Here is a 23,898-nt window from a genome sequence, read left to right as displayed (position 1 = left end):
TTTTTGTTTCGTTTTACAAGAAAATATTCATGAAAATTTTGCTGCGCTCCACACTGTTCTTATCCTCGGCGTTGGTCGTCGTCGCGGCGACGGCGGCCCCGGATCTGACGCTGCGCTACAAACAGGCGGCGCCCGATACGCCGCAAGGGTGGGAGCGCGAAGCGCTGCCGATCGGTAACGGCCGTATCGGCGCCATGATCTTCGGCCAGCTGGCGCGCGAGCGCATCCAGTTCAACGACATCACGCTGTGGACCGGCGACGACAAGGTCATGGGCTCCTATCAGCCGTTCGGCGACGTGTATGTGAACCTGCCGGGGCATGACCAGGCCACCACCGACTATTCGCGCCGGCTCGATATCGGCCAGAGCCTGCACAGCGTCAGCTACACGCACAAGGGCGTGAAGTTCAAGCGCGAAGCCTTCGCCAGCTATCCGGCGCAGGTGATCGCGGTGCGGCTGACCGCCGACAAGCGCGGCCAGTACACCGGCTCGATCGAACTGACCGACATGCACGACGCGCAGATCAACGCGCTGGGCAATCGCATCGTTGCCACCGGATCGCTGCGCGGCAAGGGCGATGCATCGTCGAACGCGATGGACTACGCCAGCCAGGTGCAGGTGCAGAACGAGGGCGGCGCCATCGCCATTGACGGCAACAAGATCACTTTCACCGGCTGCGACGCCGTGACCTTGATACTCGGCGCCGGCACCAGCTATGTGCTCGATGCGGAGAAGAAGTTCCAGGGCGAGCATCCGCTGGCGCGCGTGTCGGCCCAGGTGGGCGCCGCGACGCGTCCGTGGCCGGCGCTGCTGGCGGAACACCGCAAGGATTTTCAGGCGCAGTTCAACCGCGTGAGCGTGGACTTCGGCGCGGCCACGGCGGCGCGGCGCGCACTGCCGACCGATCAGCGCATCGAGACCTATACGACCGAGGGCAGGGACCCGGAGCTGGAGGCACAGTTCTTCCAGTATGGCCGTTACCTGCTGATCTCCAGCTCGCGCGGCTCGCTGCCGGCCAACCTGCAAGGGCTGTGGAACAACAACCTCAACCCGCCGTGGAGATCGGACTACCACACCAACATCAACGTCCAGATGAACTACTGGCCGGCGGAACCGGCCAACCTGTCGGAACACGCGCTGCCTTTCCTGAACTTCGTGCAGGGCGTGGCGCCGGTGTATCGCCAGCTGATCGCCGACACGGCGGCCAAGGCGATCGCAGATCCTTCCTCCGTGGTGATGGCCGCGCCGGACCTGAGCGGCGAGGCGGTGCAGAAGGAGGAAACCTTCGTCAGCGCCGCCGGCAAGCCGGTCCGCGGCTGGACCTTGCGCACCGAGTCCAATCCGTTCGGCGCCATGGGATACATCTGGAACAAGACTGGCAACGCCTGGTATGCCCAGCATTTCTGGGAACACTACGCCTACACGCAGGACAAGACGTATTTGCGCGAAGTCGCCTATCCGGTGATGAAGGAGGCTGTCGCCTTCTGGCAGGACTATCTGAAGGTGCTGCCCGACGGCCGCCTGGTCGCGCCGCTGGGATGGTCGCCGGAGCACGGCCCGATCGAGGACGGCGTGACCTACGACCAGGCCATCATCTGGGACTTGTTCAACAATACCGTCGATGCGGCGGATGTGTTGGGTGATGTTCAGTTTCGCGACCAGATAGCGGGTCTGCGCGACAGGCTGGCCGCGCCGCGCATCGGCAGCTGGGGCCAGCTGCTGGAGTGGATGGAAGAGAAGAAGAACGATCCGGTGCTGGACAAGCCGGGCGATACGCATCGCCACGTGTCGCATCTGTTCGGCGTCTTCCCGGGCCGTCAGATCTCGCCGACCAAGACGCCTGAACTGGCCGCCGCCGCCCGCAAGTCGCTGGAGAGCCGTGGCGACGCCGGCACCGGCTGGTCGATGGCATGGAAGACGGCTTTCTGGGCACGCCTGCTGGACGGCGACCGCGCGCACAAGATGCTGCGCGGGCAGCTGGCGAAGCCCGGCACGCGCGCCGCGCAGCAGGGCGGCCAGGGCACGGAATCGAACAACGCCGGCGGCACCTACGCCAACATGTTCGATGCGCATCCGCCGTTTCAGATCGACGGTAACTTCGGCGCCACCGCCGCGATGTGCGAGATGTTGCTGCAGTCGCAGACGGGGGAGCTGCACCTGCTGCCGGCGCTGCCGTCGGCTTGGGCGACCGGCTCGATCAAGGGCTTGCGCGCGCGCGGCGGCTACGAGGTCGATCTGGCGTGGAAGAACGGCAAGCTGGCATCGGCGACGATACGCCGCACGGCGGGCGAGGGCGCCGGCAAGGTACGTTACGGCGACAAGGTCATACCGCTCAACCTCAAGGTCGGGGAGAGCAAACGTCTGGGAGAAAAACTATGATGCGACAGGTCCTTGGAACGCTGCTGCTGGCATTGAGCGGACTGGCTTTTGCGGAAGCTACGCAAATTAAGTATTTGAGCGGCACGGACAAGGACCATCGTGTCAACTGGGATTTCATGGTCAACGGCGGGCGCAATAGCGGATCGTGGAAGACCATACCGGTACCGTCGAACTGGGAGATGGAGGGCTTCGGCACGTACCGCTACTTCGTCGATTGGGGAAAGGACCCGGCGCCGGACACCACCGGCATGTACCGGTACAAGTTCGACGTTCCCGCCGACTGGCAGGGCAAGCAAATCGACATCGTGTTCGGCGCGGCGATGACCGATACGCTGGTGAAGATCAACGGACAGCCGGCGGGCGCCGTCCACCAGGGCGGCTTCTACGAGTTCCGCTACGATATCTCCAAGTTGCTGAAACCTGGACAGAGCAACCAACTGGAGGTGACGGTCAATCGTTTCTCCGCCAACGAGTCGGTCAACCGCGCGGAGCGCAATGGCGACTTCTGGCTGTTCAGCGGTATCTACCGGCCGGTGTGGCTGGAGGCCAAACCACAGGATAATATCGACCGCATCAGCCTCGATGCGCGCCACAACGGCGATTTCAGCGCCGATGTTTTCCTGGCCGGCCAGCACGACGGCAAAGTCGTCGCGCGCGTGACCACCCTGGACGGCAAAGCGCTCGGTAGGGAGATGGCCGCGCAAGTCGTCAACGGCAAGGCGCAGCTGAAGGGCAATGTCGCCAGGGTGACACCTTGGTCGGCGGAGAATCCGCAGCGTTACAAGGTCAATTTCCAGCTGGTCAGCGGCAAAAAGGTGGTGCATGAGGTGAGCAAGACCATCGGCTTCCGCACCATCGAACTGCGCCCGCGCGATGGCGTGTACGTCAATGGCTACAAGGTGCGCTTCAAGGGATCGAACCGGCATACGATCTGGCCGACGTCGGGGCGCGCCAGCAGCAAGGCGCTGAGCTACCAGGACGCGAAGCTGATGAAGGAAATGAATATGAACGCGGTGCGGATGTCCCATTATCCGCCGGACCCGCACTTCCTCGACGTGGCCGATGAAGTGGGCCTGTACGTGATCGACGAGTTGACCGGCTGGCAGAAATCCTACGACACCGATGTCTCGACGCCGCTGGTGAAGGAACTGGTGACGCGCGATCAGCATCACCCGTCGATCGTCTTCTGGGCCAACGGTAACGAGGGCGGGTTCAATCACGACCTGGACAAGCTGTATCCGCAGTGGGATACGCAGAAGCGTCCCGTCATCCATCCGTGGGCGAACTTCGGCGGCATCGATACCGCGCATTATCCGGCCTACAACTGCTGCGCGGCGTCGCTGTTCCATGGGCGCGATGTCTTCATGCCGACCGAGTTTCTGCATGGCCTGTACGATGGCGGCGCCGGCGCGAGCCTGGACGACTGGTGGAAGGATATGCTGTCCAATCCACTCAGCGCCGGGGGCTTCCTTTGGGCGTTCGCGGATGAAGGTATTGTTCGCGACGATAAGAATGGCGCCATCGACGTCGCCGGCAATCTGGCGCCGGACGGCATCGTCGGGCCTTACCGCGAAAAAGAGGGCAGCTTCTTCGCCGTGAAGAAGATCTGGACGCCGGTGTATCTGCCATTATCGGAAATGGCCTTCCTGCCACCTAGCTTCGACGGCAAGATCACGCTGGAGAACCGCTATGACATCAGCAATCTGAATCAGGTGAAGCTGAGTTGGCAGTTGGTGAAGTTCGGCAGCGAGGCGGGCCACAAGGTAGTGGCCAAAGGCAGCGCTAAGGCGCCGGATGTCGCCGCCGGCATGCGCGGCACCACCAGCATCGCCTTGCCGGCCGACTGGACGCGGCAGGATGCGCTGTACTTCACGGCGACGGACCGCGATGGCCGCGAAATCTATACGTGGTCGTGGATGATCGCCAACGCGCAGCAGGTGGCGCAGCGGATGCAACCGGCGACTGCGGCATCAGGTGCAGCCACCTTGACGGAAGAGGGCGACGGCTTCCAGTTGCAGGCCGGCGCGCTGAATGCCGTTATCGACAAGACCACCGGCTATCTGCGTTCGCTGAAGAAGGGCGATACCGTGGTGCCGTTGACGAACGGCCCGCGTCTGGTGGCGGGGAAGGCGACCTTGAAGAGCATCGCCGCGCGCCAGGATGGCAACGACGTGGTAGTGCAGGCGGAATACACGGGGAACCTGCGCAAGGTGAACTGGCGTTTGAATGCGGCGGGCACGTTGAGCGTGAACTACGCCTACGGTATGGAGGGGGGCAAGCCTGCCGATGCGTTGGGCGTGACCTTTGATTATCCGGATGCGCAGGTGCAGTCGATGCGCTGGCTGGGACGCGGTCCCTATCGCGTGTGGAAGAACCGCACGCAGGGTGTGGAGTTCGACGTGTGGCAGAAGGATTACAACGACACCATCACGGGCTTGTCGTGGAATTATCCGGAGTTTAAGGGCTTCCATGACAAGGTGTATTGGGCGGAGCTGGCGACGAGGAATCTGCCGATCAGGTTCGTCAACCATAGCGACGATATCGCGCTGCGGGTGTTTACGCCGAGGGAGGCCAGCGGCGAAGGCTTCGAGCCGAAGGCGACGCATATGGAATTCCCGCCGGGGGATATCTCGTTCCTGAACGCGATTCTGCCGATAGGGACCAAATTCCATCCGCCGCATGAACTGGGACCGTCGGCGCAGCGGGCGCACACGCCCAACCTGGGGGCGTGGTTTGAGAATACGATCGATATCGTGATCGGTGACGGCAAGTGAGAGCGGTCGGACCACGTAGGGCGGATTAGCGAAGCGTAATCGGCCATCGGTGCGCCGTCGACGGCTCATCGATGGCCGATTACGGCGTTCCGCCTAATCCGCCCTACGTTGTCAAAGGGTTTTGGCCAGCCACGCGGCGGTGATGTCGATCACGCGCTTGGCCGCCGGGCTGTTGGCCTCGAACACGTTGAACACATGATCCGCCCCATCGATCATCTCCGCCTGCGCCGGTTTGCCCGGCGCGATCCTGATCAAATCAAAATCCCTCTGCGGCAGATAATCCTTGCTGCCCCGGACCGTCAAAAACGCTCCCCGATACCCGGCCAGCGCCTTGTCCAGATCCACACCCTTGAAGCTCTCGTAGAACGCCCGCTTGGTGGTGATGGTCTTCCAGCCCGGGATCACCTCCGAGGCGACGCCATCCCGCACCGCTTTCTGCGGCGTCGGCTTCGACATGAAGTACTTATACAAATCGCCGCTAGGCGTGGACCACACCACCATGCTGCGGAACCATTCCGGGTGCTTGCTGCCCACCACCATCGCGGTGGCGCCGCCCAAACTCCATCCCAGCACCGCGCTGTGCGCGATCTTGACGCCCGCCTGCTTCTGCAAGAAGGCATACGCCGCCTCGGTGTCCGCGACCCGCGTGTCGAGCGTCGAATCGATGTCGCTGCGCATGCGGCCACCCTCGCCACGGAAGTTGATCCGCAACGACGCGATTCCCATTTCCGCCAGCCGCGTGGACATGCGCTTGCTCAGGTCCCCGGCGCCATTCAGGTCGTCGGCGAAACCGTGCAGCATCAGCACCGTGCGGCCATCCCAGGCGCCATCCGGCGTGACCCATTCTCCGGTGACCTCCGGCGCCACCGTCACCGGCTTGACGGCGGCATGCGACAGGGCGGCAATGCCGCTGAACGCCAGTGCCAGCAAGCCGCGTTGAATGAGCGAGGACACGCCGCGCGATGGGAGATTGGTTTGCATGTCAGCCTTGGGTCAGGTCTTCACCGCGCAGGAAGGCGGCAATGGTGGGGTTGATCGCGTCGCCGTGGGTGATCGGTCCCATATGGCCGCCGCGTGTTTGCAGCGCGCGTGCGTTGGGCAGCGCGGCCGCCAGCTGCGCGGCCAGCGATCGCGTCGAGGCGGGACTGAGCTGGCCGGACAGCACCAGCGCCGGCATCGTCAGCACGGCCAGATCGGCCAGGGAGACCGGCTCGCCCAGCAGCGCCTGGAAGTCCAGCTTGACCTTGGCGATCTGCGCGATCATCTTGTCCTGGGCCGATGCCGGCGCGGCGTCGAACGCGCCCGGACGGTTCCAGTAGTCGATGAAGATGCGGGTGGCGTCGCGGTCGGAGGCGCATGCCACGATGCCGCCGACGACGGTGACGATTTCCACCCGCGCAGCGTCCTGCTCCGGCAGCAGGTGGAAGGCGACCGGCTCGAACAAGGTCAACGTGCGCACGCGTTCCGGCATACGGCGCGCCAGGTGCAGCGCGGAGACGCCGCCGAACGAGTGGCCGACCAGGTGGAACGCTTCGTCCGGCGCCAGCTGGGCGGCGATGGCTTCGGCGACGGCGTCCGCTTCGTGGGCCAGCGTATGGGTGTATGCTTCGCTCTGGCCGGCGCCCGGTGGATAGGGCGCGGCGCCGTAGCCGAGCAAGTCGAGCGGGATGCAGCGGAAATCGGGCGTGAGCAGTTCTACAAGTGTCGCCCATTGGGCCTTGGAACTCATGGAGCTGTGCAGCAGGACGATGGCCGGTTTCATAGGGGGCGGGAGAGCAAAACGAAGCGCCGATTATACCGGTTCGCCCCGTTTACCTTGAGAAACAGCCGGCCTGCCCGCATTTGGTGTTTGCCACGGGCAAATGTATTTGTACGCTGGCGTACAGCAGAGAGTCAAGACGAGGGTAAAGTAGAGGGATGGACAATTCAAAAAAAGTCGCCGGTTTGGCCGGCATTGTCAGCGTGCTGTGGATGGGATTGACGGCGGCGGTCGCGGCCAACCAGAAACGGCTGCTGTTTAATCCTCTCGGCAGCCGCCGCGAGGTGCTCAAGCCTTACAGCACCGGCCACCGCACGCGCCCCGTCGTGATCCGCGCCAAGGACGGCACCCGTTTGTCCGGATGGCTGATGACGCCCCTGGTGGCGGGGCAAACGCCAGGCGTGGTGTATTTCGGCGGCCGTTCGGAGGAAGTGTCGTGGGTGGCACGGGACGCCGGCAAGCTGTTTCCCGGCATGGCGGTGCTGGCGGTGAACTATCGCGGCTACGGCGATTCGCACGGCGATCCGGCCGAGGCGCACTTCGTCGAGGATGGGCGCATGCTGTTCGACTGGCTCAGCGAACGCCATCATGTCGATCCGACGCGCATCGCCGTCGTCGGCCGCAGCCTCGGTTCCGGCGTGGCGGTGCAGGTGGCGATGGAGCGCGAGGCCAGCGCCATCGTGCTGATCACCCCCTACGATTCGATCCTGGCGATCGCCAAGCGCAAATTCAGGACGCTGCCGGTGGAGTATGTGCTGCGGCATAAATTCGAATCGGTGAAGTACGCGCACCAGCTCAAGGCGCCGACTTATGTGCTGCGGGCGGCGTTCGACGATGTGGTGCCGCATTCGCATACCGATCTGCTGGTGCAAAAACTCGGCACCTTGCATGCGGACGAAATCGTGCCCGATTCCGACCACATGAACATTCCGTATCTGGAGGCGACGCAGCAGCGCATCGCCACCTTCCTGGCGAGCCGCTTCAGCGGCCAGTTGCTGCAACCGGTCCAGCCGGACCAACCCGGCCAGCCGGTCACCGTCCAGTTGTGATCAGGCGGCGTGGCGTTGCGCGGCCGTCGTGCCGCGCGCCGTCAGCTGCTTGTGCACCCGGCGTAGTCCCATCCACACGGCCAGAATCACCACCGGCACGGCGATGCCCTGCAGGATGTCCGGGTTGACCGGCAGGCCGCCGGCCTTCATCGCTTTGCCGGCATAGCCGATCAATCCCAGCGTGTAGTACGAAATCGCCACTGCCGACAATCCCTCGACCGCCTGTTGCAGCCGCAGTTGCTGGGCCGCGCGCGCGTCCAGGGATTGCAGGATCTTGCGGTTCTGGCGTTCCTGCTCGATGCCGACGCGGGTGCGCAGCAGGTCGTTGCTGCGGGCGATACGCTTGGCCAGCGCTTCCTGCCGCTGCGATACCGAGGTGCAGGTGTGGATCGCCGGCGCCAGCCTGCGGCCCATGAATTCGGCCAGGGTCGGAATGCCGGTCATGCGCACTTCGCGCAGCTCCTGGATGCGCGCCTGCACCAGGCTGAAATACGCCTGCGACGCGGAGAAGCGGTAGCTGTTGTTGACAGACAGCTTCTCCAGCCGCGCGGCCAGGCTGGTGATACGGTGCAGCAGGTTCTGTTCCTCGTGCGCGTCCGGGCCGCGCGCGTCCAGCGACTGCGGCATGTCCGCCTGAACCAGCGTCGCGGTGAGGTCGGCCAGCTCGTTTTCGATGCCGTTCAACAGCGGCTGCGAGGCCTCCGCGTGCGGCAGGCCGAGGAGGGCCATCATGCGGTAGTTCTCGATCTCCAGCAGGCGCCCGACCAGGCGGCCGGCCTGGAATTCGCGCAGGCCCAGATCGCGCACGATGAATCGGCTGAAGCCATCGGGCTGGATCAGGAAATCGGTCCACACTTCCGCGCCGCTGCCTACGCTGCTGCCGACCATCGATTTACCTTGAAACAGTTCGGCGATGGCTTGTTCGTCGGCGCCGGCGCTATCGCCGTTGCGCAGCACGACGTGCGAGGCGACGATGATTTTTCCATGCAGGCCGGCCAGCCATTCCTGCGGCACGTGCTGCAGCGGCATGCGGTCGAACGCCGTGCGGAAGTCCAGTCCCGGCTCGCCGCGCTCGACGAAGGTGTAGGTGGCGAACTCGGTGTGGCATTCCCACTTCAGGCGAAAACGCCCGAAGTCATGGAAGAAGTAGCGCGCCTGCGGATGCGGGCCGGCCACGCCGTAGTGGGTGCACAGCTGCTGCAAAATCTGGTGCTGCGTGCCGCGATGGTATTTTTGGGAGGGCTGATCCTGCTGCACGTAGAGCGCGAAATGGGTCAGGCTTTCCGGTGCCTGCAATTGCAGGAAGGGGCGTGAGTGGATCTCCGCCGACAGCGGCACCCGCATCGGGTGGTTCAATTTGGCGAAATCGGCGGTGGCGCGGTAAGCGAGGGACATGACCTTCTCCGGTGGATCGGTATTATTAGTTATAGAAAAGCCGGATTGTTGCAGTGCAGTATAAGCCAGGCGCGGCGCGGCCACAACCGCGCAGTGCGCATGGCGGTCATGCGTACGGGTGATGTTACTAGCGATATTACCGGGGAAAACGGCACCCGGTGATCACTTTTTTGAGGATTGCGATGCTAAGTCGGTGGCGCGTGGGCCGCCAGCGCGTTGGCCGTCGGCTCGCCCTGCATGAAGGCGGCCAGGTTGACGAAGGTGACGGCGGCGATTTCGCGCATCGCTTCGATGGTGAAGAAACCCTGGTGGCCGGTGACCAGCACATTCGGGAACGTCATCAGCCGCTGGAAGACGTCGTCGTCGATGATGTCGCTCGAATGGTCGTGGAAAAACAGGTCGCTTTCCTGTTCGTAGACGTCGATCGCCAGCGCCCCCAGTTGCTTGGACTTGAGCGCGGCGATGACGGCCATCGTGTCGATCAACGCGCCGCGCGAGGTGTTCACCAGCATCGCGCCGGGCTTCATCAGCGCCAGGCTGTGGGCGTTGATCAGGTGGCGGGTGGCGTCCACCAGCGGGCAATGCAGGGAGACGATGTCCGATTGCGCCAGTAGCTGGTCGAGCGTGACGCGGGCGGCGATGGCGCCCAGTTGCAGCTGCAGCTGCGGCGCCGGATCGCTGACCAGCACCGTGCAGCCGATGCCTTTGAAGATATGGGCGGCGGCGGTGCCGATCTGGCCGGCGCCGACGATGCCGACGGTCTTGCCGTGCAAGGTCATGCCGAGCAGGCCGTCGAGCGCGAAATTGCCCTCGCGGACGCGCGCGTAGGCGCGGTGCGTGCGGCGGTTGAGCGTCATCACCAGCGCCAGCGCGTGTTCGGCCACCGCTTCGGGCGCGTAGGTGGGCACGCGCGCCATGAACATGCCGAGCCGCTCGCCGGCCTGCACGTCGACGTTGTTAAAGCCGGCGCAGCGCAGCAGCACGGCGCGCACGCCCAGCGCGTGCAAGGCTTCCAGCACCTCCGCATCGAGGATGTCGTTGACGAAGACGCAGACCACGGCGCAGCCGTGCGCCAGCGGCACGGTGTCGATGGTCAGGCGGTTGGCGAAGTAGATGGCGTCGATCGGCGACGCTGGCGTGGCTTCCACCGCTTCAAGCCGCGCCTCGTCGAGGAAGCGGCGGTCGTAGGGTTGGGCGCTGTAGACGGCGATTTTCATGGACTTGTCGGTTCCAGGTCGGGTACCCACAGCAGCAGGTCGGTAACGCCGATGTCGACGCCCGCCTGGGTCAGCAAGGTGCTGGCCTGTCCCCGGTGGTGGGTCTGGTGATTGAAAAAGTGCGCCAGCACGCTGCCGAAGTGCTTGCGGTAGACGTCCCCCTTGGTGCTGCGGTATTCGAATGCATGCGCCAGGTCGGCGGCGGTGAGCTGCGGTACCCAGTCGCTGATGATGGCGTCCAGCTGCTCGCGGTGGCGGCGCAGGGTGGGCAGGTCGTCGCTGAAGCTGTGCGCCAGCCCGCCGGGTTGCGGCATGCCGTCCATCGTGACCAGCGCCGGGAAATTGGCCGGGTGCGTGGCGAAGCGTTTGAGCCAGATGGTGTCGCCCGCCAGCAGGTGGTTCATGGTGCCGGCGAGGGAGCCGAAGAAGGCTTTGCGGTCCGCCGTCAGTTCGCCGGGCGGCAGCTTGGCCGCCGCCGCGTACAGGTTGCGGTTCATGTCGGCGTTATACCTCGCCAACAGGACGAAATGTTCGGGTGTGCTCATATGCTCACTCAGCTGCTATCGCGTCGGGATTCGATTGCAGGAAGATGGCGTCGTTCACCTTGGACAGCATCTGTGCGCGTTCGAAATCGCCCATGGATTGGCCGCCGTCTTGCGGCTCCAGCGTTGGCAACAGGTCGCGCGTGATCGCCTTGCCGGACGGCGTGGTGTGGTCGTCTTTGAGCTTGCCGAACATGTATTCCAGCACCCGAGTCGATCGGCTGGCCTGCATCTCCAGTGAGGCCTTCACCAGCTTGCCCTTGTCGTATTCGATGCTGGTGGTACTGCTGGCCGATTCGTCGATCATCATGTATTTGTAGTTCTGCGATTGCGGCTCCAGGTCCAGCGCCAGGGTTGCGGTCGGGGCGACCGGCGCGTGGTAGCGCGCCTTCAGGTGCGACTGCTGTTGCTGCGAGAGCGCGAGGTCCATTTGCGAGCGGCCGGAGATCTTGGTCTTTTGCGACAACTCGTAGGCGAAGCTGTCCTTCTCGGTGGACTTGGCGGGATTGGACGCCACCTCGGTTTGCGAGACGGAAGCGGTGAAGTCGGCCAGGCCGGTGGTGGTCGCGCGATCGCGGTCGGTAAGCAGCATGTCGCGCGGCGCCACCGGGGGCGTGCCGTAGTCGCTGTTCATATCGACCAGCGCGTCCTTGAACATCGTGAGCATGGCGGCATTGCCCTGGCCGCGCATGCCGGCCTGGTCGACCTGCTGCAGGTAGCGGTTGAGCGCCTTGGCCTGCTGCTCCTTGTTGCCCCAGCTGGCGGGCTGGCTGAGGTCCACGCCGATCTTGGCCACGCCATCGGGCCCGCTGAAACTGACCGTGCGCTTGCCGCTGTCGGCATGGAACTCGAGCCGCTGCGTTTCCTTGGGATTGAGCTTGATCTCGCCCTTCAGATCGACCGACGACAGGACCGCGCTATCGAACTGCGTCAGGCCGGCCAGGTCGACGCGCGGCGGGTCTTCGGTCAAGCCGTCGACGGCTTTCTGGAAGGCTTCCGACAACTTGCCCAGCGCCTTGCGTTCCACTTCGGTGAGCTTGCCGCTGCTTTTGGCTTCGACCGCGATGCTGTTGTCGCCGGCGTCCAGCGACAGTTCGACCGTGACGCCGCTGCGGGTGGTGATCGTCAGGCCGACGCGGTTGTCGCCCATGCCGTGCTGCGATACCTGCGACGGCGATACCAGCATGTCGTAGGTATCGGCTTGCACGCCAGTGGGGGCTTGCTGGATCGATTGCGAGAAATCCTCGCCGTCGTAGGCGACCTGTTTCAGCAGCTCGCCGCCGAGGCCTTTGAGTCGACCCGCCACCGGCTGATCGGCGAAGTTCCGCGCCATCATCGTGCTGGAGGCGCTTCTGGTGCGGTTTTCCCAGACCACCGCCTTGGGCTGCCGGGCATCCTGGCCGCCGCTGAGCGATACCATGGTCGACGCGCCGCCGGAACCGGTGACGGCGGCTGGGCCGCCGGTGGTCGGGGAAGAGAAGCGGGAGGTCGATGCGGTGGCGCCGGCCGCCGCGTTAGCGGCCGTGTCCCGGGTTAGCGAGGTGATGGTCGTCATGAACCCATTATAGAACGGTTCCACGGCGCTGGGCACCGGGCACCATCAACCCGGAATGCCTTTAGCGATACGCCAGCGTTACCACTTAGGGGACGTACCCCGAGGGGTACGTCCCCGTATGGCAGTGCGGGTTTGGCGCTAATGCAATCGCACCGGCGGCAGGATTTTCCCGCGCAGCCAGTCCACCAGCGTTTGCGCCGCCATGCGCAAGCTGCCATGCAGCTGGAGCAGGTGTTTTTGGTACATCAGCGCATACAGCAGGCTCGCGGCGGCGCCGCCAACGCGGATGCTCTTGCCGGTCAGGGCGCCGGTCAGCACGCCGACCGCCGCCTGCGGTCCGAGCGAGACCAGCGAGCCGTAGTCGTGGTAGCGGAACTCCGGCCGTGGCCCGTCGTCGCGGCGCGACAGCAGCTCGGCCAGGAACATCGCCTGCTGATGCGCGACCTGCGCGCGCGGCGGCGCGGCGCCCTTGATCGGGCAGACGTAGCTGGCGCAGTCGCCGAAGGCGTAGATGCGGCTGTCGCAGGCGGCGCGCAGGCTGGAGTCGACCACGATCTGGCGGATGTGGTTGAGCGTCAGGCCGAGCGTGGCGCACAATTCCGGCGCTTCGACGCCGGCGGCCCATAAGGTCAGGTCGGCGCGATGGGCTGCGCCGGCGGCGTCGATCACCGCGTTGTCGGTGACATGGGCGACGGCGGTCGCGGTGCGCACGTCGATGCCGAGCGAGCGCAGATGGTTTGCGGCGCGCTGCGATTGCAGCGGGTGCAGGTGCGGCAGCAGGTTCTCGCCGCGCTCGATGACGGTGATGCGGATGTCGCGTTCCGGATCGAGCGTGTGCACGCGATAGTCGGCCAGCGCGCGGGCGCTGTTGCTTAGCTCCGCCGCCAGTTCGACGCCGGTGGCGCCGCCGCCGACGATGACGACGTTGAGTTGTTCCTTGCGCTCGCCGGCGCTGATGCAGCCGTCGACGAAGCGGCGGCGGAAGGCTTCGGCGTCGGCCACGCTGTCCAGTGTCATCGCGTGGCGGGCCGCGCCGGGCACGCTGTAGAAGTTGGTGACCGCGCCGAGGGCCAGCACCAGCTTGTCGTAGCCGATGGTGCGGCACACGCCGTCGTCCTGCCGGCCGCCGCGCGGGGTGAGGGTGATGGTTTGGTGGGCGCGGTCCACGCACAGTACTTCGCCTTGCATGAATTCGAAGTCGTGGTCCAGGGCTTGCGCGGTGAAGGCTAGTTCCGTGACCTGCGGGTCGCATTTTCCCGAGGCGACGGTGTGCAGCAGCGGCTTCCAGAAGTGGCCCGGCGAGCGGTCCACCAGCAGGATGCGGGCGCGCTTGCCGGCGCCCAGTGTGTCTCCAAGACGGGTGGCGAGTTCCAGTCCGCCCGCACCTCCCCCTACGATGACGATCGTTTCCATTTTTTTCTCCAGGTTGGTGAGTCGATTTGCGCTCGTGGCGGAGCTTGGCGGATTACGCGCTTTGCGCTAATCCGCCCTACGTGTCTCCGTGGTCATGCTGCTTGTTGCTGGTGTTGCTGTTGGTCGGGCGTGTAGGGGCTGGAGCGCAGTTCGTTCAGCGCTTCGAAGGTGATGAATTGGCGGGGACGCACCACGTCGGCGCCGTAGGGGGCGACCGATACGGTCCACAGGCCGGCTTCTTCGGCGGCGCGCAGGCTTGGGACGGCCGTATCGATGGCGATGGCGTCGCCCGGGGTCACGCCCATCGCGTGCAGCGCCTTGGCGTAGGGGCCGGTGCCGGACGGGCCGTCGAAACTTGCGCCGCCGGTGACGACCGTGAACACGCTGTTGACGTGCGCGCCGAAGCTGTTGGCCAGCAGCGCCGAGGTGGCGGGCGCCGGCAGGTCGGTGAGGATGCAGATCTTGCAGCCGGCGGCGATGGCGTCGTCGATCAGCGTGAGCGCCGCCGGCAGCGCCACCGGTGGATGGTCGGCGATAGCTTGGTGGAACTGGCGGTGCTTGTCGGCATACAGTTCGGCCGCGCGGCCTCGGTCTTTGCCGCGGCCGAACAGTTCGCGGGTGATGACGGTGCCGATGGCGCGTGCATAGCCGTGGGTGGCGGCGGCCGCGCGCAGGGCGGGCAGGGTCCAGCGTATCGACAGCCCGGCGTTGGCGAAGGCCGCGTTGCAGGCTGCCAGGTGCAGCGCTTCGGTGTCGAACAGTACGCCGTCGAGGCCAAGGAAGATCACGTCTATGCTCATATCGTTCTCGCTAAACAGTGCCGGGGTTGATCTTGTGCGACTCACTTTAAAAAACTTGATCTATCGCATGGACATCGCATTGACGTAAATATAACGGTAGAATCTACAAAAGAAAAATTAAAGATATTCGATAGTTGATAAGGGAGAGCTTATGTATCACGCCAGTTTCCGCCAGCTGCAATCGCTGGTGTTGGTGGCCCGCCACGAGAGCGTGTCGCGCGCGGCCGAGGCGATGCACGTCACGCAGCCGGCCGTTTCGCTGCAACTGCGCACGCTGGAGGACATCGCCGGCATCGCGCTCACGCGCAAGGTGGGACGCAACATCCAGCTGACCGCCGCCGGCGAGGTGATGGCCACGTTCTCGGAGCGCATCCTGCGGTTGCTGGAGCAGGCCGGCGACGAGCTGGCGGCGCTGCAGGGCGTCACCAGCGGGACCTTGCGCATCGGCGCCGTCACCACCGCCGAGCATTTGCTGCCGCCGATGCTGGTGCCGTTCACGATCAAGCGGCCGGACGTTCGCCTCAAGCTGCAGGTGGGGAACCGCTCGGAGATCGTCAACATGCTGGCGCGCCAGGAGATCGACCTGGCCATCATGGGCACGCCGCCGCGCGAGCTGCGCACCAACGCGGCCAAGTTCGCGCGCCATCCGATGGCGTTCGTCGCCAGTCCCGCGCATCCGCTGATGAAGAAGAAAAAAATCACGCTCAACGACGTCATGGCTGCCAACCTGATGGTGCGCGAGCGCGGCTCCGGTACCCGCACGGCGGTCGAGAAGCTGCTGCGCGAGGCCGGGCACCCGGCGGAATTCGGCTCCGAGGTGTCGAGCAACGAGGCGATCAAGCGCATGGTGTCGGCCGGGCTGGGGCTGGGCTTCCTGTCGGTGCACGCCTGCGGGCTGGAGTTCGAGGCCGGCTTGCTGGCGATCCTGCCGATGCAGGAAAATCCGGTGGAGGCGGACTGGCACATCATGCACCTGAGCGGCCAGCCGATTCCGAAAGTGGCCGCCTCGTTCCAGGATTTCGTCATCGAGAACGGCCAGGACCTGGTGCGGCGCGAGCTGGAGAGCTTCTACAAGCTGCTGGGCGGCCAGCGCAAGCCGGCGCGGGCGGCGGCGAAAGCGAGGCCTGCCAAGGTCGTATCGGCCAAGTGACCAATACACGTGGGTGCAAAGTGTGCGTAACTGTACTGGTACGCGCCAGCACAGTTGCGTCTACAATAAAGCCGTTGATTCCCACCATCGATTGTCACTGGAAAATTTATGTCGCCCGAACTCTTGCTGCCTTTGTGCACCTTCGCCGCCGTCACGTCGATCACCCCCGGGCCGAACAACGCGATGATCATGGCCTCGGGATTGAACTATGGTTTCAAGCGCTCGCTGCCGCATTTGTTCGGCATCACCTTCGGTTTCGCCTTTATGATCTTCGCCACCGGGATGGGCTTGCATGCGGTGTTCGTCCGGTTTCCGATGTTGCAGCTGATACTGAAGTATGTCGGCGCGATTTACTTGCTGTGGCTGGCGTGGAAGCTGGCCAACGCGGCGCCGATGAACGCCGAGCCGGCGGCGCGGTCCAAACCTATGGGGTTTGTCGGCGCGGCGGCGTTTCAGTGGGTGAATCCCAAGGCCTGGGTCATGTCCATCAGCGCCATCACCACCTACCTGCCGCAGGGGTTCGGTGCCGTCGACGTGGCGCAGCTGGCGCTGGTGTTCAACGCGGTCGGCACCTTCGGCGTCGGCGCGTGGGCGATGTTCGGCGTGGCCATGCGCCGCCTGCTGCAGGACCCGCGCTCGGTGCGCATTTTTAACGTGGTGATGGCGCTGTTGTTGGTGGCCACGCTGTATCCAATTCTCGTGGGCTGATACCATGGCGGCTCGATTTGAATTTTGAGGAATGTCCATGTATCGCCGTCTTGTTTCCTCCTTCGTCCGCGCCGCTTTGCTGGCCGCCTCCGCGTTTGCCGCCCATGCCGGCGCCGCCACCTTGCCATCGAACCTGATGCTGCCCGACCCCGTGCTGGCCGCGCGCGGCGTGGCGGAGCGCTGGGTGTTCAGCGTCAAGCTGGAATCGTTCGATTTGAAGGGTCTTGAGCCTTGCCGTAAGATCCTTGCCGAGCGTGGCTATGCGCCGGTGCTGTCGAAGACCGCCAGTTCCACCATGCCCGATCTGCATTTCAAGATCGAGGGGACCAAGGAATATCCGCTGGCGAGCGAGGAGGCCGACGAGACGTTGTCGGCGGTGGTGCGGGCCAAGTGCACCGGCACGCTGGCCTGGACGGTGACGTCGAAGCCGGTGCCGGCCGCCAGCGGCGCGGCGCGGTAAGGTAACCCGCACAGCCATACGGGGTCGTACCCTTTGGGGTACGACCCCTAAGTGGTGAGGCACGCGTATCGATGCGGGAAACGGGTTTGGGTTCAGTGCGGCAGCTTGAGGTGGTGCAAGGTGTCGCGGATCTGGTCCAGGTCGACCGGCTGTTGCGACTGCAGCGCTTGCAAGTAGCCGCGCGCGTAGCCGATGGTGTCGGCCGCGTCCGGATGCTGCTCGGCCATTTCCTGCAACAGCCGGTCGGCGATGATCAGGTCGTTGTGCTGGCCCAGCTCCGACTGGATCGCCGCCAGCGTCTTCAGATATTGGCGCGAGCCTTTCTGCCGGTACAGCGAGTGAAAAAATTCCAGCGCATAGCGGGCGCGCTTGGCGGCGATGCGGGTGCGGTGGATGGAGTCGGCGTCATCGTCGTCCATGCGGTTGGCGCGCTTGATCAATTGCTTGTGCAGCCGCTGCATCGTGGAGTGCACGAATTTCGGCAGCGGACTGTCGGGAACATCCGTGGAGATGTGCTGCATCCATACGCCCATCGATAGCAACAGTTGCGTGTAGCGCGGCGACAGCAGCGCTTTCGCGGCTGTTTTGCGGTAGCCGCGCGCGGCGGCCAGCGCCAGCGCCTGCAGTTCCAGCAGGCCGTTCTTGCCGCCTGGGTTGGACTGGATGCGCGGCAAGGTCGACATCAGCAACACGTCGGCGTCGCGGGCGCCGCCCAGTTCCGTGCCTAGCCAGGCGATGTCGCCAGCCAGCGCTTGCGGGCAGGGGGCGGCGGCGTCGAACAGTTTTAAGGCCGAACGCAGGCGGCGCAGGCCGACGCGCATCTGGTGCAAGGTCTCGGGATCGTCGCCATGGATGACAGCCTCCTCGTTGCGCTGGATGTGTTGCAGGCAGTTGTCGAGGATGGCCTTGAGCGCTTCGCCGACGGTGTTGTCCGGGGCCAGGCTCAGCGCCTGGGCGCGGTAGGGCGCGGTGCCGGTTTGGCGGCATAGCAGATAGCCCCGTTCGGCCTTGCTGATGTTGCTGAGCCGAAGGGGGATCTGCTTGTGCAGTTCCAGCGCGAAGGCGTACAGCGCGGCCGGTTCGCCTTCCTTGAGTTCCAGTTCGATTTCGTTGATGTCGGTTTTGCGGCCGTGGCGCTCGATGTGGCCCTGGTCGAGCACCAGCTCGATCGAATTGCCTTCGATTTCCAGATCCCATGTGTGGCGCTCGACCTCCACCAGGAACAGCGGCTCCAGCCGCTCCTTCAGGTCCGGCAGGTCCAGCATGTCGCGCCATTGCGGGTCGTTGCCGATCAGCTTGCGCAGGCGGCCGAGGCGCGGCCAGGCGCGGTCCACCGGGCATTCCCACTCATTGCGGCTATGCAAGCCGCTTTGCACGCTGCCGCCGGCCTTCATTGTCTGTATCCATTCCTCGCCGACCTTGCGCACGCGCAGGCCGGCGCCGTGGTGCAGGAAATGCAAATCCGGCGTATCGAAATAGCGCGCAGTCATCCGCTGCGCGCGCGCGGGACCGCTGGCGTGGGCGGCGATCAACGGGTGACGCATCAGCGCCTCGTTGTCGGCGGGGGCGAGTAATAGTTTGAGTTCGACTTCCATGGCGCCAGTGTAGATGAAAAATCCGGGCGGGCGGCGCACGGCTCTGCCGGGCTTGAGCGAGGTCGAGACTACCGCGAAATAGGCGGATTCCGCAGAACTTGTGCCCAGGCCGGCGTGGCGACCCGCCAGAAGGCTTCGATCGTGTCGGCGCGGAAATCCATGCCGAGGAAGCGCGCGGCCGGCAGCAGCGCCTGTTGCAGCAGCAGGTCCGGCGGCGCGCCGTTGTCGAAGGCCAGGGCGCCGGTTTGCTTGGATAATTTTTCGCCCAGCTCGTTGACCACCACCGGCACGTGCAGGTAACGCGGCTGCGGCAGGCCGAGCGCTTGTTGCAGATAAATCTGGCGCGGCGTGGAGTCCAGCAGGTCGCCGCCGCGAACGATGTCGGTCACGCGCTGATCGCCGTCGTCGACCACCACCGCCAGTTGATAGGCCCAGAAGCCGTCGGCGCGCTTGATGACGAAGTCGCCAGCCTCGTCGGTCAGGTCCTGGCTGACGTGGCCGGCCCAGCGGTCGTCGAAGCCGATCACGCAATGCGGCGATTGCGGCACTTTCAGGCGCAGCGCGCGGGCGCTCTTGCCGGGCGCCAGGCCGTGGCGGCAGGTGCCGGGGTAAATCAGCGCCTGCGCCTGCCTGCCGGTCAGGCTCAGTTGCGAATCGGCGATTTCCTTGCGGGAGCAGCCGCAGGGGTAGGCCAGGTCGCCGAGCCGCGCCAGCGCTTGCTCATACAGGCCGGTGCGCCGGCTTTGCCAGGTGACCTCGCCGTCCCAGCGCATGCCGCTGCGTTGCAGCGACGCCAGGATGTGCTGGTCGGCGCCGGGGACGTTGCGGTCGCCGTCGACGTCCTCGATGCGCACCAGCCACTGGCCGTTGTGTACCTTGGCGTCCAGGTAGCTGGCCATGGCCGCCACCAGCGAACCGATGTGCAGTGGGCCGGTGGGGGAGGGCGCGAAGCGTCCTATGTAGTTGTCAGCGGTGTTGATGCGATCGGTCATGCTGTCATTTTAACGCGGCGGCCTATGCTGCGCTGCGCAATGGATGGCGTTCGGCGGCCTCGGCAAATGTCTTACAATGTGCGCGCGCCAATTTGGCCGCATTCATCATCCACGCCTTCAGGACATCATGCAAAAAATGACCCCATCCTTTGTTGCCTCCGCCTTGGCCATCAGCCTGGCGCTGGCCTTCCCCGCACACGCGGCCAGCGGCAAAACCGCTGCCGTGGTGCAGGAAGCTCCGCTGCGCGCGCACCTCGCCTTCCTGTCCAGCGATTTGCTGGAGGGCCGGGGCACCGGCCAGCGCGGCGCCGACCTGACCGTCTCCTATCTGGAAACGCAGTCGCTGGCGCTGGGTTTGAAACCCGGTAACGGCGACAGCTATCGCCAGGCGGTGCAGATCGCCGGCGTCAAAACGTTGCCGGCCGAGAGCACGCTCAAGCTGGAAGCGGGCGGCCAGGCGCTGCCGATCAGCTTTGGCAAGGACTGGGTGTTCGCGCCTGGCGACGCGACCGCCGCGCACAGCTTCAACGCCGACCTGGTGTTCGTCGGCTACGGCATCACCGCGCAGGACGAGCAGTGGGATGATTTCAAGGGTGCCGACCTCAAGGGCAAGATCCTGGTCATGATGGTCAACGACCCGCAGCCGAGCGCCGAGCAGCCGAACCGCTTCAACGGCAAGGGCCTCACGTACTACGGCCGTTGGACCTACAAGTTCGAGGAAGCCAAGCGCCGGGGCGCCGCCGGCGTGCTGCTGATCCATACGACGCCCACCGCGTCGTACGGCTGGAGCGTGATCCAGAACAGCTGGTCCGGCGTGGAGCGCTTCCAGCTGGCGGCCGGCACCCTGGGGACCGAGCTGCAGGGCTGGATCACCGACGACACGGCGCGCGCCTTGTTCAAGGCCGCCGGGCAGGATCTGGACGCGCTGCGCACCGCCGCCGAGGGCAAGGACTTCAAGCCGGTGCCGCTGGCCGCCAAACTGAGCGGTGAGATGAAGGCCGCCGTGCGCAAGGTCGAGCAGTTCAACGTTGCCGCCGTGGTGCCGGGCACCGATCCGAAGCTGAAGGATGAAGTCGTCATCTACAGCGCGCACTACGATCACCTGGGCAAGCAGGGCGATAGTGGGGATACGATCTTCAACGGCGCGGTCGACAACGCTTCGGGCACGGCCGGTTTGCTGGCGATGGCGCAACAAGCGGTGCGCGCGCCGGCCAAGCGCAGCCAGATGTTCCTGTGGGTCGCCGCCGAAGAGCAGGGCCTGCTGGGCAGCGCGGCCTACGCGACGGCGCCGTTGTGGCCGCTGGCGAAGACCGCCGCCAACCTGAATCTGGATAGCTTGAACTTTGTCGGCGCCACGCGCGACATCGGCACCCAGGGCAGCGAGCGCACCGAACTGGGCAAGATGGCCGAAGCCGCCGCCAAGGCCATGGGCATGCATATCGCCAAGGCGGAACCGGATCTGGCCGGCGGCTACTTCCGGAGCGACCACTTTAGTTTCGCCAAGCAGGGTGTGCCGGCGTTTTCGATCGACGGCGGCCGGGAATACATCAAGGACCCGGCCGGCTCCAAGGTGAAGGCGGATGCGTATGGTAAGCGCTACCACCAGGTCAGCGACGAGTACGACGCCAGCTGGGACCTGTCGGGCATGGTGCAGATGGCGCAATACACGCTGAACCTGGGCCGCATGATCGCCGACAGCCCGAAGCTGCCTGAATGGAAGGCCGGCGACGCGTTCGCCAAGCCGCGCAACGTCAAGTAACGTCAAGTAAGGTCGGCTTGTTTTGCTGGAAAGCGGCCTTAGGGCCGCTTTTTTTATGGCAGAACTCAATAAAGTTATATCTCTGCGGTCATTATCAGTTTTACCATCGTCTCAATAAAAATATTGGAGACTTCATGAAAACTATCCTGGCCACCGTGCTGCTGGCAGCGAGCGCCTGCGCAAGCGCGCAAACTTTGCTGACGAAAAATTTCGCAGCCGATCCCTCGCCGCACTTTTTCGCCGGACAGTACGTCGTCTACGCGACCGACGATCAGAACAACTCGGGCAAGTACTGGGACTCGACTTCATGGCGCGTGCTGACGTCGCCCGATTTGAAGAACTGGAAGGATCACGGCCCGACTTTGCCCGCCAGTATTTTCAAGTGGGCCAGTGCGGATGCCAAGGCGTGGGCGCCGGAGGCGGTCGAGCACGGCGGAAAATACTATTTCTTCGCGCCGGTTGGTGGCAAGCAAATCGGTGTGGCCGTCAGCGATAGCCCGATGGGGCCGTTTGTCGATTTGATCGGCAAGCCCCTGGTCGAGACGCCGCGCGACGCCAATGCCGGCGACGAGCCGATCGATCCCGCTGTGTTTATCGACAAGGACAAGCGTATCTATTTGTACTTCGGCACGCGCGTGCCGAAGGTGGTCGAGCTGTCCGCCGACCTCAAGAGCGCGGTGGGCGGCATCAAGAATGTGGTGGTGGACAAGTTCCCGGCCAAGACCGCGTACGGCGAAGCGCCGTTCCTGCATCAGCACAAGGGCGTCTATTACTTCTCGTTCTCGACCGGCTGGCCGGGGCAGATCGTCTACGCGACCGGCAAGTCGCCGCTGGGACCGTTCGAATATCGCGGCGTGCTGATCGACTTCCTGAAGATATCTACCAATCACCAGGCAATCCTGGAACATGACGGCAAGACGCTGCTGTTCTACCACGACAGCGTGCTGCCCGGCGGCGGCGACCATCGCCGCTCGATCCTGGTACAGGAAATCGAATACAGCGCCGACGGAAAAATGCACCGTAAATAATAGCCTACGTGTTTTCCCGACGTATCAACCTGACCCCGGGTTCGGTGGCGAAAACGCACAACGCCACCAGCGGGAACACCAATCCCGCCCACAACACGCCGCGCCATCCGTGCGCGGCGAACATCCAGCCGCCCAGCGACGAGCCGATCGCGCCGCCCATGAAGAACAACGCTATGTAGAGCCCGTTCAGGCGCGCGCGGACCTCCGCCGGCAGCGCGAAAATCGCCCGTTGTCCCGTCACCAGATTGGCCGAGACGCCCATGTCCAGCAAGATCGAAGTGAGCACGAGCACGCCCAGATCGACGATGCGGTTGGCGTGTATCGCCAGCGGCAGCAGGAACGCCACAGCGGCCAGCGAGAACGCGATAAACGTGGTCGACAGGCTTTTGCCCTGGTCGGCACGCTTGCCCGCGATCGGCGACGCGACCGCGCCGGCGACGCCGACCAGCGCGAAAATGGCGACGCCGGTTTGGCTGAGGTGGAAGTACGGCCCCGTCAACTCGAGCGATACGCTGGTCCAGAACAGGCTGAAGGCGCCGAACATGCAGGCTTGGTAGGCGGCGCGCCGGCACAGGATCGGGGTGCTGTTTAGCAGGTGCCACATCGAACCCAGCAGCTCAAAGTAGCGCAGGCCGGAATTCGGATGGCGCTGGGGTAGCCGGGCGCGCAGCAGGAAGGCGAGGGCGGTGGTGGTGACGGCGGAGATGACGAACACGGCATGCCAGTTCAACGCGTCGGCGATCAGGCTGGCGACGGGACGGGCGAGCATGATTCCCATCATCAGGCCGCTCATGACCTTGCCGACCGTTTGCCCGCGCGTTTCGGGCCGCGACATGTGGGCGGCGAACGGGACGACGATTTGCGCGGCGACGGTGCCGAGGCCGATGCAGAAGGCGGCCAGCAGGAACAGGTTGGGGTTGCTGGTGGCGGAGGCGGCCAGCAGGGCGACCGCGCTGGTCAGCAGCGCGATGAAGATCAGGCGGCGGTTTTCGACCAGGTCGCCGAGCGGGGCGATGAACAGCAGCCCGACGCAGTAGCCCACTTGCGTGAGGGTGACGATCAGGCCGGCGGCGCTCGGGGTGAGGCCGGTGGCGCGGCTGATCGGGCCGATCAGGGTTTGCGCGTAGTACAGGTTGGCGACGATCAGACCGGTTGCGACGGCGAACAGCCAGACCATGCCGGGGGAGAGATCTTGCTGGGCGTGGGACTGGCTCACGGGTGCTCCTTCATTTTGCAGGCGGCAATTTTACCGGCGATCGCAAAATGCTGCTGAGCGTGAGGGATTTGTCGGACTGAGCTATGCCCCGGAGACACGTAGGGCCGA

The 23,898-nt window shown here is 64.7% G+C and carries 19 protein-coding genes; 8 read left to right on the top strand and 11 right to left on the bottom strand.

The window, feature by feature from the left end:
• Window positions 1–29: 29 nt before the first annotated feature.
• Entirely contained in the window at window positions 30–2,378 is a 2,349-nt protein-coding gene (locus tag NHH88_26730) for a glycoside hydrolase family 95 protein (GenBank protein ID USX13221.1), read from the top strand.
• Entirely contained in the window at window positions 2,375–5,152 is a 2,778-nt protein-coding gene (locus NHH88_26725) for a glycoside hydrolase family 2 (protein ID USX13220.1), read from the top strand. Before NHH88_26730 ends, NHH88_26725 begins: the two co-directional genes overlap by 4 nt.
• Before the next feature lie 111 nt (window positions 5,153–5,263).
• Here the strand turns inward: NHH88_26725 and NHH88_26720 are convergent, their stop codons facing one another.
• Together NHH88_26720 and NHH88_26715 are read right to left on the bottom strand one after the other, a co-directional pair.
• Window positions 5,264–6,133, bottom strand: a complete 870-nt coding sequence (locus NHH88_26720; GenBank protein USX13219.1) for an alpha/beta hydrolase — start codon at window positions 6,131–6,133, stop codon at window positions 5,264–5,266.
• Window position 6,134: 1 nt separating this feature from the next.
• A complete protein-coding gene (locus tag NHH88_26715) occupies window positions 6,135–6,881 on the bottom strand; it encodes an alpha/beta hydrolase (protein ID USX13218.1) in 747 nt (248 codons plus the stop codon).
• A 188-nt stretch (window positions 6,882–7,069) separates the two neighbouring features.
• Here NHH88_26715 and NHH88_26710 point away from each other — a divergent pair, with 188 nt between their 5' ends.
• Window positions 7,070–7,960, top strand: a complete 891-nt coding sequence (locus NHH88_26710) for an alpha/beta hydrolase (protein USX13217.1) — start codon at window positions 7,070–7,072, stop codon at window positions 7,958–7,960.
• Here NHH88_26710 and NHH88_26705 read toward each other — a convergent pair whose 3' ends face one another.
• The 6 genes from NHH88_26705 to NHH88_26680 all read right to left on the bottom strand — a co-directional run bounded on the left by NHH88_26705 (window position 7,961) and on the right by NHH88_26680 (window position 14,882).
• Window positions 7,961–9,355 carry a DUF3422 domain-containing protein gene (locus NHH88_26705; GenBank protein ID USX13216.1) on the bottom strand — a complete coding sequence of 465 codons (1,395 nt, stop codon included), beginning with the start codon at window positions 9,353–9,355 and terminating at the stop codon, window positions 7,961–7,963.
• A gap of 185 nt (window positions 9,356–9,540) precedes the next feature.
• Window positions 9,541–10,572 carry a 2-hydroxyacid dehydrogenase gene (locus NHH88_26700; GenBank protein USX13215.1) on the bottom strand — a complete coding sequence of 344 codons (1,032 nt, stop codon included), beginning with the start codon at window positions 10,570–10,572 and terminating at the stop codon, window positions 9,541–9,543.
• The gene (locus tag NHH88_26695) at window positions 10,569–11,117 is read right to left on the bottom strand and encodes a DinB family protein (GenBank protein USX13214.1); all 549 of its coding nucleotides are present in this window, start codon (window positions 11,115–11,117) and stop codon (window positions 10,569–10,571) included. The genes NHH88_26700 and NHH88_26695 overlap by 4 nt, the downstream gene beginning before the upstream one ends.
• A gap of 4 nt (window positions 11,118–11,121) precedes the next feature.
• Entirely contained in the window at window positions 11,122–12,669 is a 1,548-nt protein-coding gene (locus NHH88_26690) for a hypothetical protein (protein ID USX13213.1), read from the bottom strand.
• A gap of 138 nt (window positions 12,670–12,807) precedes the next feature.
• Entirely contained in the window at window positions 12,808–14,082 is a 1,275-nt protein-coding gene (locus NHH88_26685) for an NAD(P)/FAD-dependent oxidoreductase (GenBank protein USX13212.1), read from the bottom strand.
• 92 nt (window positions 14,083–14,174) lie between these two features.
• Window positions 14,175–14,882, bottom strand: a complete 708-nt coding sequence (locus NHH88_26680; protein USX13211.1) for an HAD family hydrolase — start codon at window positions 14,880–14,882, stop codon at window positions 14,175–14,177.
• Between the two features lie 151 nt (window positions 14,883–15,033).
• On the opposite strand from NHH88_26680, the gene NHH88_26675 reads away from it, so the two are divergent.
• The 3 genes from NHH88_26675 (at window position 15,034) to NHH88_26665 (ending at window position 17,200) form a co-directional block, all read left to right on the top strand.
• Window positions 15,034–16,032: a LysR family transcriptional regulator gene (locus tag NHH88_26675; GenBank protein USX13210.1), complete on the top strand. Its 999-nt coding sequence runs from the start codon at window positions 15,034–15,036 to the stop codon at window positions 16,030–16,032.
• 108 nt (window positions 16,033–16,140) lie between these two features.
• Window positions 16,141–16,740 (top strand): LysE family translocator, encoded by a 600-nt coding sequence (locus NHH88_26670; protein USX13209.1) that lies wholly within the window; start codon window positions 16,141–16,143, stop codon window positions 16,738–16,740.
• Between the two features lie 37 nt (window positions 16,741–16,777).
• Entirely contained in the window at window positions 16,778–17,200 is a 423-nt protein-coding gene (locus tag NHH88_26665) for a hypothetical protein (protein ID USX13208.1), read from the top strand.
• 92 nt (window positions 17,201–17,292) lie between these two features.
• Here the strand turns inward: NHH88_26665 and NHH88_26660 are convergent, their stop codons facing one another.
• Together NHH88_26660 and gluQRS are read right to left on the bottom strand one after the other, a co-directional pair.
• Window positions 17,293–18,795, bottom strand: coding sequence for a CYTH and CHAD domain-containing protein (locus tag NHH88_26660; GenBank protein USX13207.1), 1,503 nt, complete (start codon window positions 18,793–18,795; stop codon window positions 17,293–17,295).
• A 68-nt stretch (window positions 18,796–18,863) separates the two neighbouring features.
• A complete protein-coding gene (gene gluQRS / locus NHH88_26655; GenBank protein USX13206.1) occupies window positions 18,864–19,787 on the bottom strand; it encodes a tRNA glutamyl-Q(34) synthetase GluQRS in 924 nt (307 codons plus the stop codon).
• A gap of 127 nt (window positions 19,788–19,914) precedes the next feature.
• Here gluQRS and NHH88_26650 point away from each other — a divergent pair, with 127 nt between their 5' ends.
• Window positions 19,915–21,546 (top strand): M28 family peptidase, encoded by a 1,632-nt coding sequence (locus NHH88_26650; protein ID USX13205.1) that lies wholly within the window; start codon window positions 19,915–19,917, stop codon window positions 21,544–21,546.
• Between the two features lie 134 nt (window positions 21,547–21,680).
• The gene (locus NHH88_26645; GenBank protein USX13204.1) at window positions 21,681–22,574 is read left to right on the top strand and encodes a family 43 glycosylhydrolase; all 894 of its coding nucleotides are present in this window, start codon (window positions 21,681–21,683) and stop codon (window positions 22,572–22,574) included.
• A gap of 4 nt (window positions 22,575–22,578) precedes the next feature.
• On the opposite strand, the gene NHH88_26640 is transcribed toward NHH88_26645, so the two are convergent.
• Complete coding sequence (locus NHH88_26640) at window positions 22,579–23,751, bottom strand: MFS transporter (protein USX17443.1); 1,173 nt, start codon at window positions 23,749–23,751, stop codon at window positions 22,579–22,581.
• Window positions 23,752–23,898: the final 147 nt, after the last annotated feature.

This window comes from Oxalobacteraceae bacterium OTU3CAMAD1 (assembly GCA_024123915.1).
Lineage (GTDB): Bacteria > Pseudomonadota > Gammaproteobacteria > Burkholderiales > Burkholderiaceae_D > Rugamonas.
The sequence above is the reverse complement of the archived record's forward strand: the minus strand, read 5'-3'. Positions and strand labels throughout refer to the sequence as shown.

Coding starts and splice junctions, on each gene's coding strand:
- NHH88_26730 (USX13221.1), top strand. CDS start 30: ATGAAAATTTTGCTGCGCTCCACACTGTTCTTATCCTCGGCGTTGGTC.
- NHH88_26725 (USX13220.1), top strand. CDS start 2,375: ATGATGCGACAGGTCCTTGGAACGCTGCTGCTGGCATTGAGCGGACTG.
- NHH88_26720 (USX13219.1), bottom strand. CDS start 6,133: ATGCAAACCAATCTCCCATCGCGCGGCGTGTCCTCGCTCATTCAACGC.
- NHH88_26715 (USX13218.1), bottom strand. CDS start 6,881: ATGAGTTCCAAGGCCCAATGGGCGACACTTGTAGAACTGCTCACGCCC.
- NHH88_26710 (USX13217.1), top strand. CDS start 7,070: ATGGACAATTCAAAAAAAGTCGCCGGTTTGGCCGGCATTGTCAGCGTG.
- NHH88_26705 (USX13216.1), bottom strand. CDS start 9,355: ATGTCCCTCGCTTACCGCGCCACCGCCGATTTCGCCAAATTGAACCAC.
- NHH88_26700 (USX13215.1), bottom strand. CDS start 10,572: ATGAAAATCGCCGTCTACAGCGCCCAACCCTACGACCGCCGCTTCCTC.
- NHH88_26695 (USX13214.1), bottom strand. CDS start 11,117: ATGAGCACACCCGAACATTTCGTCCTGTTGGCGAGGTATAACGCCGAC.
- NHH88_26690 (USX13213.1), bottom strand. CDS start 12,669: ATGACGACCATCACCTCGCTAACCCGGGACACGGCCGCTAACGCGGCG.
- NHH88_26685 (USX13212.1), bottom strand. CDS start 14,082: ATGGAAACGATCGTCATCGTAGGGGGAGGTGCGGGCGGACTGGAACTC.
- NHH88_26680 (USX13211.1), bottom strand. CDS start 14,882: ATGAGCATAGACGTGATCTTCCTTGGCCTCGACGGCGTACTGTTCGAC.
- NHH88_26675 (USX13210.1), top strand. CDS start 15,034: ATGTATCACGCCAGTTTCCGCCAGCTGCAATCGCTGGTGTTGGTGGCC.
- NHH88_26670 (USX13209.1), top strand. CDS start 16,141: ATGTCGCCCGAACTCTTGCTGCCTTTGTGCACCTTCGCCGCCGTCACG.
- NHH88_26665 (USX13208.1), top strand. CDS start 16,778: ATGTATCGCCGTCTTGTTTCCTCCTTCGTCCGCGCCGCTTTGCTGGCC.
- NHH88_26660 (USX13207.1), bottom strand. CDS start 18,795: ATGGAAGTCGAACTCAAACTATTACTCGCCCCCGCCGACAACGAGGCG.
- gluQRS (USX13206.1), bottom strand. CDS start 19,787: ATGACCGATCGCATCAACACCGCTGACAACTACATAGGACGCTTCGCG.
- NHH88_26650 (USX13205.1), top strand. CDS start 19,915: ATGCAAAAAATGACCCCATCCTTTGTTGCCTCCGCCTTGGCCATCAGC.
- NHH88_26645 (USX13204.1), top strand. CDS start 21,681: ATGAAAACTATCCTGGCCACCGTGCTGCTGGCAGCGAGCGCCTGCGCA.
- NHH88_26640 (USX17443.1), bottom strand. CDS start 23,751: ATGGTCTGGCTGTTCGCCGTCGCAACCGGTCTGATCGTCGCCAACCTG.